The 15234-nt window shown below is 37.4% G+C and carries 8 protein-coding genes; all 8 read right to left on the bottom strand.

Going from position 1 to position 15234, the window contains the following annotated elements; all coding sequences use genetic code 11:
• Positions 1-9: 9 nt before the first annotated feature.
• Positions 10-1014, bottom strand: coding sequence for a virulence RhuM family protein (locus DW039_RS08740; protein ID WP_117866974.1), 1005 nt, complete (start codon positions 1012-1014; stop codon positions 10-12).
• Between the two features lie 17 nt (positions 1015-1031).
• Positions 1032-2252, bottom strand: coding sequence for a restriction endonuclease subunit S (locus tag DW039_RS08735; protein ID WP_120381870.1), 1221 nt, complete (start codon positions 2250-2252; stop codon positions 1032-1034).
• Positions 2253-2256: 4 nt separating this feature from the next.
• Positions 2257-4848 carry a type I restriction-modification system subunit M gene (locus DW039_RS08730; protein ID WP_117866976.1) on the bottom strand — a complete coding sequence of 864 codons (2592 nt, stop codon included), beginning with the start codon at positions 4846-4848 and terminating at the stop codon, positions 2257-2259.
• Positions 4849-5449: 601 nt separating this feature from the next.
• Positions 5450-6244, bottom strand: a complete 795-nt coding sequence (locus DW039_RS08720; RefSeq protein WP_117866977.1) for an ADP-ribosylglycohydrolase family protein — start codon at positions 6242-6244, stop codon at positions 5450-5452.
• 30 nt (positions 6245-6274) lie between these two features.
• The gene (locus tag DW039_RS08715; RefSeq protein WP_057089238.1) at positions 6275-8698 is read right to left on the bottom strand and encodes a sel1 repeat family protein; all 2424 of its coding nucleotides are present in this window, start codon (positions 8696-8698) and stop codon (positions 6275-6277) included.
• Positions 8699-8863: 165 nt separating this feature from the next.
• On the bottom strand, positions 8864-9262 hold the full coding sequence (locus tag DW039_RS08710) for a hypothetical protein (protein ID WP_120381868.1): 399 nt from the start codon (positions 9260-9262) through the stop codon (positions 8864-8866).
• Positions 9263-9320: 58 nt separating this feature from the next.
• Complete coding sequence (locus DW039_RS08705) at positions 9321-12209, bottom strand: DUF6035 family protein (protein ID WP_057089242.1); 2889 nt, start codon at positions 12207-12209, stop codon at positions 9321-9323.
• Positions 12210-12853: 644 nt separating this feature from the next.
• Positions 12854-14863 carry a tetratricopeptide repeat protein gene (locus tag DW039_RS08700; protein WP_057089245.1) on the bottom strand — a complete coding sequence of 670 codons (2010 nt, stop codon included), beginning with the start codon at positions 14861-14863 and terminating at the stop codon, positions 12854-12856.
• Between the last annotated feature and the right edge of the window lie 371 nt (positions 14864-15234).

Genomic DNA, 15234 nt, shown 5'->3' with positions numbered 1-15234 from the left:
CATACAAGACTATTTCTTTCCTTTAACTTTTTTGTTCAATATCTTTATATTATCCAGATAGGCTTGCTCTACGGGAGAGAGCGTACGGACATCAAACTTCCTATATTCCTTTTCCGCTTTTTCCATGGCCTGCCCATGACTGACGGTTCCACAACCATTCAAGAGTTGTTCTCCCGTAGAAGAAAGGATTGCGTCAAGATGCTGAATATAGTCTTTCATATACATAGTCCGATGCTTCATGGCTTGCACTTCGGCAAAATCGAAATATCCGGAAACTAAATTATTCAGAACTTTCAAATCTTCTTCACTTAAGTAATTCTTCGCTATTTTGGCATCGCGCAATGTAGGATGGTCTCCCTTGAAAGAGGTCAGTCCCATCATGTGTCGGTTTGCATCCGCCCGTTCATAAATCACTTCGGCGGCCGTATGCCCATGAGCGGCAAAATGCAGTTTGTTTTGCACTATTTTGAAGAATTCGATGGATACTTCAGAACGTGGGTCATAGTCAATCGCCGTAGCATAAATATCGAGCACCTGCCGATACATCACTTTTTCTGATGAACGAATGTCGCGTATGCGGTCGAGCAGCTCTTTCCAATAACCTCCTCCTCCCGTTTGTTTCAATCGTTCATCATCCATAGTGAAACCCTTGATGATATATTCCTTAAGACGTGCCGTTGCCCATTGACGAAAATGAGTGGCTTGAATTGAATTTATTCGATACCCTAAAGATATTATCATATCAAGATTATAATGAGGTATTTCTCTTTCAACCATGCGTGTTCCTTCTTGCCGAACTTGTCGGATTTTCCGACAGGTTGCTTCTTCTACAAGTTCACCATCTTCATAAATGTGCTTAATATGTTCTACCACATTTGTTCGAGACGTCTGGTAAAGGTCGCTCATTTGTTGTTGGGTTAACCATACGGTATCTTCGTCCATTCGCACCTCTATGTGTGTCTGTCCGTCCTCACTCTGATAGATGATGATATTGCTCTTTTCCTTTTCTTCCATTTTATTGAATTGTTTCGTTATACAAACATTTTATCCAAGCAGGCTGACTTTATTTGCTTAAGTTTATCAAGTCGTTGAGTCTCTAAGGTGATTTGAATATTAAGTGAGTGGAAGAAGTCACCAATCTTTTTTTGTTCTTCAAGAGATGGTGATATATAGGCAGACATTTTCAAGAAAGACTCAGGCTTTAGGGTCTTCAACTTCTTTACGGTTCCTTCCATAAAGATTGTCATTTCTTGTATAAATGAAGGTTTTCTTACTATACATTCCATGAAATCTGCATTTTGATCTGTATAGAATATTTTATAGATAGGGGAAACGACGCCGTTGCATAGGCTATTCTTATGAATTGCACCATATATAACATTAGCAGGATTATAAATAATATCATCTCGGTAGGTTACCAAATATTTTTTTGTATCTATATCCTTTATCAGGAAATCTCGTTTATTGGATTTCCGGTCTTCTGGTTTAATAACACCTTCAGCAATAGTAAAAGAGAGCTGAGGTAAGCTTTCTGTAATCGTGCTTATTTCATGCCTTTCTATAAAGACTTCAGATAGATTTATGTTCTCCCAATCTCCCTCAAACCCTTTGAAGCGGACACGAGGCTTCGTTTCTCCTGCTTGTGGAAACATAGAAATAAGAGAAGCAGATTTCAATTGTTTGAGCGAAGCTATTTTCTTCGTGGTTGATTGGATAAGAACGTCTAATGATTTAAAGTAGGAGGCTATTTGTTGTTGCTCGGTTTTAGATGGGGTAAGGAATGGTTGTTTTAATAATCCTTTAATATCAACAGAAAGCAGACCTCCTGAATTAGTGTTTTTCAAAGACCATTCATCAATCTTATAAAATGCATAGTATATGAAATACGAATCGTATTTATCAATCAGCGATTTACGAATTGAGAAATTCGTAAATCGCTGATTCGCAAGCGAATCAGCAATTATCATTGCATGAACACCTATTGTCGCAGTTGTCGCAAGAATAATGGAATATGGAACAAATAAACCGCCTCCTTTAACAGCTTGAGGAGTGATATGTTGAATTGAATCGGACAATATTCCTCCATTGGCGCGTATATCTTCCATCCTAAACCATGGAATTACTCCATTTTCCCAATATTGATTTACATTTTTTGATGGAGTATATCCATTTCGTAATTCAAAAACATCATCAACTACGGTTCTTTCCCAATCAGAATGATGATTCTTAAATCTTATTTTCGGTTCTGCCATCTCCTCAATCCTTTAATCTATTCTGTAATTCCTGCAAACCCTTCACCGCAAACTCATCACCCGTAAGCTGCCCAATCAATCCCGATAGCTCTTTTTGAGCATCAACAATATTATTTTCAATTTCATTATATGACAAGGCATACTTTGCTTCCAGTGCCGTGACTGATTTTTCAAGAGCAGAAAAGACAGATGACAATGTGCCATTAATGCCGCCACACACCGGGTCAATCCACTTCTTGTGCAGGAAGAACTCTATATCTTCATTGCTTAGATGTTCTATGGCATCAATAGTAAGTTGTACCAATACAGCTTTATCCTCTTTGATTTTCTTATTGAGTTTAGTGATTTTATCCCATAAACTTACAATCTCTTTCAGTTTAGCTTTGGTTTCCGGTTCCACTTCATCGCCTTTAGCTTTGGCATCGGCCTTTATGGCATTCTTATTGAACTTGGTATTGTCATCTTCATCCAGATAGGCTTGCCCTTCTTCTTCGGTGAAGCCGTCACGCAGCTCTTCAAGCAAGGATGCAATTTCCTCTACTTCCGCTTGCTTTTCACTGATAGCATCAAGTTCAGCTTGAAACTTTTCATGTTGTATCAATTCAAACGGCAATATACGCCCCTTCAATCCATCGGGCACTTCTATCTCTTCATCGCCTTTCTTCACAAGTTTATAAGCCTGCTCTACCACCCGCACAGCATCAATTCCCTCACTTTGTATAGTCTCTATATCGCCCGCTATCACCTGCCAATTATCTGAAAGAGCTTGGTAAGCGACGTATTTATCCACCAGAGGAATCGGCTTCAGGCGATTAAATATATCGTCGGCTATATCGTCTTGCTCATTTTGTTCATTTACAGTACTGACATTCGTTATCAGTCGGCTGTGAAGTACATTGCTAAAATCGGAGAATGCATTCGCAAAGGTTTGCTTCAAATTACACACATCCGCATTCTCTTCAATAATCTCGGCCACATCTTTACTCTTCACCGCGGCATACGGACTACCGTCCTCCTTGGGCTGGAAAAGGTCTGCACGAAGTGAAGGCAACGCATCCCAATAGGTCTGCAATTGATTTATCTCGCTTTCGGGAATGCCACCAAACATAGTGGCATAGATATCATATTGTTCGGCAGCCTCCGAAGAATCCACATAACGGGGAATATTGAGGTTATATCCATTCCGCCGGATTTCGTCACGGCTTACCGGACGAGAAAAACCAGGAATAGGCTTACGCTCACGAATGGCATCGGCAATGCGCTTTATGTCGCAGGCACGGAGTCTATTGTTCTTGCCTTCCTTGACAAATCCTTTGGAAGCATCGACAATAAGCACATCGTCACTATCCCGATGCTGCTTCAAGACCATAATCAGCGTAGGAATACCTGTTCCAAAAAAGATGTTAGCCGGCAGCCCGATAATGGCATCTATATTATTGGTCTCAACAAGATTCCGGCGAATTTTCCCTTCTCCTTCGCTATCTGCGTCCACATCTCCACGGAAAAGTACTCCATGAGGCAGTACGATGGTGAGAATGCCATCGGGTTTGAGATGATGCAGTTCGTGAAGCAAGAAAGCATAGTCGGCTTTACTCTTAGGTGCAACTCCATAATTCTTGAAACGAGAATCGAGTTCACGATCCGTGGCATCCCAATGCTGCGAATAAGGCGGATTTGACACAACCGCATCCACATAGAGTGGTTTGCCAATATCACTACCTATGGTTTGCAAAGGCCAGTCTTCATCCAGAGAATCAGCACAACGGGTATCAATATTATCTGGCTTGATACCACGCATCACGAGATTCATTCGGGTAAGGTTATAGGTATTCTCCTTCAGCTCTTGAGCATAATACTTCACTTGGTTTTTATCGGCGATATGGCGGCCAATGGATTTACCAATGGTAATCAGCAGAGAACCGGAACCACTTGTCGGGTCATATATTTCAATTTGCTGTTTATCCTTATGATGCTCTGCTACAATCTCCGACATCAGTATCGCCACCTCGTGAGGAGTATAGAATTCACCAGCTTTCTTTCCGGCATTGGCTGCAAAATTACTGATGAGATACTCATAAACATAGCCCAGCACGTCATAATCCTGACTGCCATCGGTAGGGATGTCTTTAATGAGCTTAATCAAATCCTTCAAAGCACGGGTTTGAGAAGAAGGATTCTCCCCCAATTTACTCAATCCGGCTTGTAGCGTCTTGAAGATGTTGGCATATACATGCTTGTAGTTTGGACTGATTAGTCGGTCGAAGCTATTCAACGCGGCACTAAGGTCTGCCACACTGAAATCAGAGTTGGGTAGCAGCCAAGTACCGAACAAGTATTTATATTCAATAAAATAGCCAATGTTATTTTTACAATAAGCAATCATCATTGTTGCTTCCGGGTCTTCATAATCCTCTACAAGAGCCGTCATGTCATCATCATTCCATCCGATACGACGAAGACAGTCCACTTCATAGTCTGACAGGAATTTATAGAACACAAGTCCAAGAATGTAATCCTTATATTCATTGGCATCTATTTTAGAACGCATCTTATTGGCCGAGGCCCATATTTTATTTGCAAGCTGTTGCTTATTCATATATCCAATGTCTTAATTATCTTTTTTACCAACAAAAATACGGATAAACGGGAACAAAAGCAATTTTTAGTTGCTTTTTGCCGACCGATTTTATAAAACAGCCGCCGGCAGTTCATGCTTTCGGGAAAGCAAGTCAAAAATTACATCCACATTTTTTACCATCCACGTCCCATGCCAATTCCCCACCTCCCTCACCCCATTCAGAGCACCTTCTGAGAGGGGGCACAATGAGTCAGGGACTGAAAGGCATTGAGTCAGGGACTGAATGCCTTTCAGTCCCTGACTCAATCATGTTCGTTCAGTGAGTGAAACAAACACCCACTGCAAAACGTTCTTTTTTTGCAATTGATTTGTAAAGAAATACATATTTCAAATCGCTCGGCTACCGATTTTCAGTGGTCGAGTTTCTTTTTAGGCTAAAGCAAGCCCCTTAATCGAAAAGTGATGCCTGATTCGCAGACGAAAGTGCAGCTAAAATCTTCTTGATTCTTCGAGATTCTTGAAGAATCTATAATTCTCAGCAGCTTCCAATCACCCCCTCCAGCGTCTCTCCATCGGCAAACAGCCTGCCATCTGCCTGCATCATCCTTACAATATGACATCATTTACATTTTAATTTTGTAATCGAGAACTCTCTCATTACCGTCACAAACTCATCAGGCAGTCTTTTAAGTACCTCTTCCCTTATGGCAGTAGGCACACCACCATAATAGGCTTCCGCAATGCCACCCGTAATAGCCCCCATCGTATCCGCATCTCCTCTTAAAGAAATGGTCAGCCGAATGGCACTTTCATAGTCCGTACTTTCCAAAAAAGCAATGATAGATTCCGGTACGGTACCCTGACAAGAAATATCATAACTATAAGTAGCCCTTATCTCATTGCAGGTACGGTCAAGATTATAACCGAACGTTTCCTCTACATACTTCTTTATCTCCTGTTTGGATTTGCTCGTACGTGCCAAAAAGACACAAGCCGCCGTAGCCTGCGCCCCTTTTATCCCTTCAGGGTGATTGTGCGTTACTTCCGCGCTCCGCTTTGCCGCAACCAACGTTTCCTCCAATGTATCAAAAGCCCACCCCACAGGGCTGACACGCATGGCCGAACCGTTTCCCCAACTATTGTAAGGCTGTGGGTCATCAGCCCATAGCCAACGGATGAAACTACTACCATACCCGGCTAATGGATAACGGTTTCCATAATCCTGCATGATACCTAAAAGACTATCGCCCGTCAATAGCCAATCTGCATTGGCAATTGTCATCACGGTGTCATCGGTAAATTTCGATGCTTCAGTAAACAACGGGAAATTCCACTCTTTTACGGGCGAGAATTCATAGACAGAACCGATTATGTCTCCGGCAATAGCTCCTAACAAAATATCTTCTGTATTCATTGCTTCAATCTTTTTTATACCTCCAATGTATCAAAAGCGTATACCACAATTATATTTGTACAAGACTTCTGATTCAACTTCTTTATTAATGCGAATCCTTTTCCTATCATTGAAGTTTATGCTCACTGTTTCTCGAACTAATCCTTTCCAATCATTCCAATAACAGCACCTGACTTTAGCCATGTTTCCTATTAGTTCAACCCCTGGTAGAATATCATCGGCTATATTCGAAATATCGACCTTTGAGAATATATTTTCCCGACAAAAACCTGAAAGGTTAGAGATGTCTGATTTTGAGAAGACATATTGCCTGTTCTCATAATTGCCATGCCAAAAAGCTGGCAAAACCGTTGATGCTGTTGTCAACAAATATATTTGCCATGCACTCATTTCTGAACATGTAGCACCTACTTTTTCAATTAAAAGTCTCTTTTCTAATGCTTTTGTTGAATGACCGGTATCAATATAAAACCAAGAATTATCTCCTATACTGACATGCCGTGCAAAATATATTTTCAGTATTCCATTAAAAGTCAGTTCGTCCAAAATGGATAAAACGTCATGATTATATCCATTAGGCGGCATTGTTTCTTCATGCAGAGATTTCAAATACCTATGAAATGCGTAACCTATCCAACCATACTCATTACTATTTTTGATTAAGCGGACAAGGCTCTTCGCCTTCATCCGCATCTCCTCGATTTCTTTCTCGTCACTCTCCAACACATCATACTCTATAATCTGATTCAAGAGAGAGATTCCTTTGCCCACATCTTTAATGAGTGTGTTTCCTTTTTGTCGTTCTCCAAGTATATATAAAACGGCCAAATTCCACAAGCAGCGAATAGAAGGGCAAGGTTCTTCACAAACTTTCAATAGATATTCAATAGCATGTTCAAAATCACCAATGCCCCATAATACACTGAAGGTATTTTGCATAGCATTCTTAGAACCATTTGATGCCGCAAGACGTAACCATCTCACCCCTTCATCCATATTATTTTCGCAATTCAGCAAAAGAATGCCTATATTGTTTGCTACTTCATAGATTCCATCATTGTATGCTTGCACATAACAAGCCTTTATGTCATTATAAAATTGAATATTCTTTTTGAAGAGATGAGAAAGCATGAACTCATTAAAATCTCCTGCACATTCGGCAAGACTGCAAGGTTTACATACCGAAAAATCAGCAAAAGCCCTGTTCCCTGAATCCACTACATAGTTTTTATCAAGATTATCAAAATACTTGGTATCTTTTAACGGATTATCAAAATACAAGTTTCTCGTTATGAGCTGAGACAAAATAAACACATCCTCCTGTCTAACCTTATTTTCTACTTTATCAATCTTTTGTCCTTGAACTTCTCCGTTGTCAATCGACACATCGGGGTAGAATTCAACCACTTTCCGACAGTTCTCGCATACAGACACAACACCGGCATAAGATAGTGGACTAAGGTCTATATTTACTTTATACCATACAAGCCCCTCTGATGAAATGCCACACTTCAAGCAAGGAAGTCTTTTGGGCTCACCCGGTATTTGTTCCTGCACATTATCCATAATATAGTCATACGCAAACGGTAACCGTTTAAAACTCCAATACCTAACTATTGGATCTTGTAATGGATTAGGCGCACACACCACATGGGTTACAATATCATCCTTAACTCTAAAAAGAATATACATCGGTTTATAACCCTCTATTTGGTCGTACACTGCTACATGACTATAATAATTGCAAAATTTGATACTTGTGCGTACATTGATACAATCATGCTTTAGCCGCTTTTCCTTATCTATCCAATATGATTCAAAATCAGCAATACCACTTAGTTCTTTGTGCTTATAAATAATAAGTTTTACGTTTTCTGATAGGAAAGGCCTTAGTGTAGAAAAATCCTGATTATATCTGCAAAACGCAAGTTTCTTTGCAATCTCAGTATATATATCATTAGGCAAGGAATCTTCAATCAGCAATCCTTGCCTATCTATCTCCATCGCATCCTTATCCTTCTGAGAACGTTTCTCCTCAAAACCTTTTCCATATACATCATCCAAAGTAAAAGCTGTTTTATGAGTTTCATTATATTGAGACAAGGTCACAACCCTATCTGAAGTAACATCTCGCACTTCATAAACCGGATACAATCTTCTGTCTCTCGAAGATAAGGGCTTTGGTCGATTTCTATAATACCTTTTTTTTAATGCGCTTATTGCAATAAAAGGCAATGCTACTGCAAAAAGAGGTAATGTCAATACCAATAGAGGCAATAGAGGTGAGATTAAGATTCTTACCCATAAAGCTGGAGTTTTGCCAAATAAATCATCATCATCATCGTCATCAACACGTTTAGCATTCTTATGCTTGACATGTCCTACAATAATCCATACTATTGCTGATAACGTAAGAATAACATACGCGATGCCTATAGTCAACCAAATATTCATAATATATTTATATAAATTTGTAATTTCTGCAAATTCCTATCACCTCTAATGCATTCCAATCCAATTCAGAATCTTGTAACAAAAGTAATGATTCCAAAAGATTTGCTCTACCTCGAATTCACGTTAAACTATAACATCACCAATATCCATATTTAATACATACATTTAAAGATTATCCCAGAACTCCGGAGATTGTTGATCCATATCCAAATTATCATTGTAATAAGGATTATCATCAATACTTCCCCAACCATCAGAATCATCCTCCTCAATATAATTCTCCTCTATTACATTATCTTCAAGTTCTTCCACAAATCCAGGAACAATTCCTACCATATCTTCTACTCCATCTAATTGAACAGCAAGCATATCTTGCCCTTCAAAATCTTCATCTACCCTATCAAATTGCGCTCTTAACAAATCTTGTTCAACCCCTTCTTCTACATTATTATACTTTGCTTCAAGTGCTGCGTATGCATCTTCTTGCTCACTAATAGAAACTTGATTAGCAATAGTTTCGTGCATTACCATTTCATCATCCATAATTAAATTTTGTTTTTCCATTTTTATATCTCCTATTTTATTAATATGATTAAATATCTAAAAATTAAGTCTTTACTTCTCACGAAAGGATTGATATTATTTCCCAAATATGTTTCTTATAGAATTGGTCATAACCTATTTTTTTAAGTGTTATAGATTTACTCTTTTCAAGTTCTTCTACCGTATATTTACCCAAATTCGAACTATGCAGAAATATCTTTATCCCATTTAACGCACGTATGATAACACCATCCTTCTTCTTATAAAGGAATCTTCCTGTATAAATTGTTCCGAATGGTATATCTTTATCTTCAATTTTTATTTGTTGCTTTTCTCCTCTCACAGGAACAGCACTTAGGTATAGCAATGACCTTTCGACATTAACAAATGAAAAATATAATTCTTTCATATTTTGAGGCTGCAATCCCAAATTTCGAGCTTTATTTTGTTGACGAAGATTCATAAGAGCTTCCCGTTTACCAAGTTTGAAGATTAACATCTTTCTGTCATTTCTGGATATATATTCAACTTTTACGGGGCAATCTGCATCTATCTTTTCATCTATAATAGAAAAAGAGACACCACTAACCCCGACAAGTCTATCTTTATAGGAACCTATTTCATCATACTTACCGGGAACAACTATCGAGCCATCTTCACGTTCAATCCCCCATTTATCCATTTGAAGAAATTTCTCCATTCCATTATCCAATCTTCTACTCTTCTCCTTCAAGCTCTTACAATTACTATCTATAAAACCATTACAACCATCACATTTGACATTTGCTATATTATCAGCGTTTAACTCACTGATATAATCATAATTACTTAAAATCTCATTCCCTTGAAAATCCACAATGCAATATAATCCATTACGCATAGCTATAATTTTGTCTGAAGACCATATCTCCAGTTGGGAATAACAAGCTGGCGTTAAAGGAACCCCCTTTTTCATAATTCCCCAAAGTAATGCACCATCTGTCTCCTTTACATATTTGTTACCTATAGGATTGAATTTTTCTATTCGCCTTATTCCAACATTAAGAAGAGTATAGTTATTGTCGAACAAATCATGTAACCCATCTTTCGTTCCTTCATACCATCCTGTGTGAGGAGTAATTAATTCATATTCAAAAGCTATTCTTATTTCGCCATCGAATGTAATCAATCCACATTTTCCATCTTTCTTTCCAATTACATATCTTTGAGTACTTTTCATTATGGCATCCAACTCAAATGCTTCTGATAAGCGTTCCAACTTATCTTCTGTTTTCAAATCTTCTTGTTTTTGTCGCCATAATTCATCCAGTTCTTCAAGGACTCTTTTATTCTCTTTCTCAATATCTGAAATTTTCGATTGAAATTCAGGATGCGCTTCAATATATCTCTGTTCTGCATCAAAATAATACGGTTTATATGTGCTATCATATTGTAAATCAGAGAGACAGACAAATGTTCCACCCAAACCATTTGAAGAATTCTCATTCAGGTACTCCCAACTCCCATCTGCCTTTAACCAATTGCACTTTAAAATGAGTTCACCTCTTTCCTCACTTTCCTTTTGAGCTTCTCTATCAAAAATGAAAACATTCATTTTATTATTATAATAAATATCTTTTGCCATCATATTATCCAGATTGACGTGTTCATCTTGTTCATCAAAATTAAAAACCCAGATAATGAATTTCTTATTTAGCCGATAGAACAAATCCCTTTCTGCAATTACACTGACAAAGGTTGTGCTTAATTGCAATTCAAATACAATTTCTTGTCCCCTAAAACTAGCTAAAATATCAGGACGTTTCCAATTTAGTATAGGGTGATTTCCTATAATGTTTTTTTCTACTTTTACGTCCGAAACACCAGGAGTCATTTCCAAGAGTTCAGCAATTTTGGTTTTTAATCTTTTGTGACGCTCCCCTTCATTACATCGGGCATATTTTTCTCTATTAATATCCCTTCTTGTTCTTCCTGTCGTTGTTTTATAATCACATTCATCACTATCTTTAAAATGTGAAAAGAAACTAGCTTTACCACGTTCTATCTTCCGACCTGATATTTTAACTGCCTGACGACAATATTTGCATACTAATTTAGGTTTTCTCAAATATATTGATTTTTGCAATTCAGTTCTAACTTTAAAAATCGCGTTCTCCGGTTGAGCAAAAAAATCTCTTGCACTTATTTCTAAACCAGTGTCAGTATCAATAACAGTATCTATGGTACGTTTAGTTTTATCAACATAACCTAAATCTGTATTTCCTATTGGTCCTATTGTTATCATAGAACCTTCACCTACTATTATTTTCTGTTCTTCGCTACCTGTTTTTACCTTATTGTCTTTTTCTATCGTAGACACTGACTTGTTCAATCCAGAAATCTTATTTTGCAATTCGACTTTCTCTTTATTCAAAATGTCAATTATTGCATCTTTAGTACAAATTTCAGCCTTACAATCCTTATACTTTTTATTTATACTGTCATATTGCTCTTTGAGATTTTGATATTGCATCTTCAAGCTGTCTATTTGGTCTTGCATCTGTTCATCAGATATTCTTTCATTATCTTCATCTACAGATTCTAACGCTTGAATATTTGCTTGCAGTTCTTTAATAGTATTATCTTTTTTCCCAATTTCTATTATGTGGTTTTGGCTCTGTAACTCCAAAGATTTAACTTTTTCTTTTGTTAATGTCAATTCCTGTTTTAATGAACTAACACTTTCTTGTAACTGTTGAGATTCATTTATATTACTATTCAACTCATCCAACAAACGTTTTTTTTCATTTTGTAATACAGTATTCTCTTTTATTAGAATGTTATCTTTGTTTTCCAACGTTGCATTTTCCTCCAACAATTGTTTCGTTTTATCTGACAACACTTTGTTTTGTAACTGAATGCCTTTGATATCAATCTTAAAAACTCTCTTTAGAAGCCCCATTACAATATTCTTCATATAGTCTGCCATAATCACCCACCTTTTAAATTATACCATTTAAATAATATATCTATTGTTTATAAGACTGATTTAAATAAAAAAATAAAGTACTATACATATCCCTTTCACAATACCCAATAAGCATTTTTTCGCAAATACTTGAAATAACATTGCAAGTTCTTGACCATCAAACACCAGTTTTTTAACTTTCATACGATTAGATTTTACATCTTCCCAGCCCCTAAGAAAACATTTATACAAACAAAAACGTGGAACTACGTACCCACTATCTGTAACTGAAGGTCCTAGGAAAACCTGAAAACATAAATAGATGGACAGCAGTCCCACGCTGAATCAGCGTAGGAAACATACTATGCCATTCTTATGTTTTCTTGAAAATTTCCTAGGTTTTCAGTCACAAGAACAAGCACAACGCTTCTTACAATTTTATCTCTAAAAAACATTGAAGGACATCACCATGTGCTTCATCCGCAAACTTAAACATTTTCTTTCACGAAAAAGAAAATTAGAGTAAGTTTTTAGCTCCTACAAATATTTTCTTGAGACAACCATCATAGCCACCGTCCAATCTATTTATTGATAACTATTAATATACTACTCCAACCACTTATACAGCAACGCCCAATACAAACATTCTTACACAGCATTCAAACTTACCATATTCTATTTTTCTCTTCTTTTCGCAAACGCTTAGACTCCCTCATATCCGCTTTATATTCATCACTCATTTTCAGCTTTCTGAATATCTCCGCTCTGATACGATAACATTCTGCTGTCGGCTTTTCACATATTGCAAAATAATGATTGGCAATTTTCAAAGCCTCATCATAATCTTTCAGGAAAAACAGTGCTTCCGCCTTATTGATAATAGCATCCGACCATACTCTTTCATTATGCGTTATCAACAACTGATTATCAGCAACCGCCTCACGGTATTTACCGATATGTGTATAAAGAATGGCACGGTCACGATAAGCGGCATAATATTTTGGATTGAGATTGATAAACGCTGTATATTTTTCTATCAACGCACCTTTAGGATAGGATTTATCGAAGAACAGTCCATTTAATGCGCAATACTGCTCCCGCATTTCTTCCAATTCCTCTTTTATAACTTTCTTTCTCTCCTCCGGTACCAAGACTTCAATATCAGAAATTTCCTTCGGATAAATAATCAAATCGCGTGAAAGCATAATTTTCTTCAGAAGTTCCACATATATAGAGTTCTTCTTATTCCCTTCTCCTCTATATTCATGTCTATCCAATACGATATAGTAATTCCTGGCAATGAAATCATCCGCTACTTTCAAGAAAGCTTCCTTAATCCGTGAACATTTCTCATTTATCGCATTATCCGTTACATTTACCAAGCGACGGATGGACTCTTTCTGTTTTTCAGCATCCTCTCTATTGGAGAGCACTTTATAAATAGCCAACAGTTCATCATAGTAGGCCGACAGCATTTTAAACTCTACTCCCTCCGGATGGCGCAGATAAAATATGTACAGTGTCTTTTGCAAAGGGGTCATCCGCACCTCCTTATCATAATCAAGTAAGCGAATCTTGAATTCATCCGTAATCTGAAGTCTGCTCAGCTCTGGAATCACCTTTACATTCTTCAACTCATCTAAAGTCTCAGTTTCTAATGTGTGCAACAATAACTCATAATAGCCTGCACCTTTCAGAATTTCAATCTCTTTCTTAATGTTTTCTGCAATATTTTTCATAACAATGGGAAATTCATGGTCTGCAAATTCTTGTTGTGGTTCTCCTATACTCTCATAAAGTTCTCCTCCCTGCAAATTCGACACCACAGACATACAAAGACCTCCATGAGACCTTTGCCGATCCTCTTTTATGAAAGCGCAATAGTCCAAGAAGAAAGTCTCCCAACCATCCTCTGTCATTCCCTGCATTGGATAAAGTGTGAAACGGCTCTCTCGCACTATGTTCCACATGCCGGGTGTGGAGTCATACATGAAACAAGCAAAATGAAAGATACCACTTTCCATCTCTGCCCAATCAAGATGCAGTACTTTACAAAGCAATTTTGTATATTCCACTGTGGTCATTGAACCCAGAAAATTCTCAATGTCCCTATTCCTCTCTTCTGTCAAATTAGCCAAACTATTCAAAGAAGTATCAGGTTTCCACTGAGGCAAATAAATAAAACGAAAACCGTTTTGACGAAAAATGGCTTTTATTTCATCCAAATTCTCCCGGATACATTGGTTCAAACTATCGTCATAACGATTTTCTACATAAATGTAAGTGTCCGCATCAAATTCAAAAGAAACTTTCCCAGGATAATGAAACCTCTTGAACTTATTCCATTTCTGCCGATAGTTTTCCTCCCTTTCTTGTTGCTCTCTTAACCATGTATCATCCGTATCATTGTTTCTAAAATTCCTAAAAACAAAGCATACAGAAAGAAGAGGCAACAATGGGAAAAACAACAGACAACAAAATAAAAGAATTAAAGTAATAAACAACATCAAGAAACATGCCAAGCAGATTCCCTTTTCATCTTTTGTATCTTTATATAGCGAGTTCCATTCGTATATTAAAGATTCTACTATATTCTTCAGATACGCCCGACAATCTTCAAAACACAAAACAAATATCATGAGGAGTGTCCATGCACCTATTATCAACTGTATCATACCCATTTCTACCTATACAATTAATTAAAGAACTGCTACATATAGTCATTGTACAATCTTAAAAATTGTACAATGAAGTAGAATCCTTTACTTATTTTAATGTAGCAAAGGTACTATAATATAACAAATAACAGCAAGTTTTGCAAGGCTTGCAAAATCATCATCTGATATTCTTCTATTAAACGTAGATACAAAAGAGAAAGAAAACTATGAATAGCAATGTTTTGAAAATTACATCCCCGAATTTCATTTTGTAACAACATTTCAAAACCCAAAAACATCCGCTTCAAGCCATCAAACCGTCACAGTCCATCCCCTCACAGAACACCTTCTGAAGTGTGTGTGTGTGTGTGGGGGGGGGGGGGGGGGGG

Origin of the sequence: Bacteroides sp. AF39-16AC (genome assembly GCF_003602735.1) — a bacterium.
Lineage (GTDB): Bacteria > Bacteroidota > Bacteroidia > Bacteroidales > Bacteroidaceae > Bacteroides > Bacteroides uniformis.
This window is presented reverse-complemented; position numbering and strand designations above follow the sequence as displayed.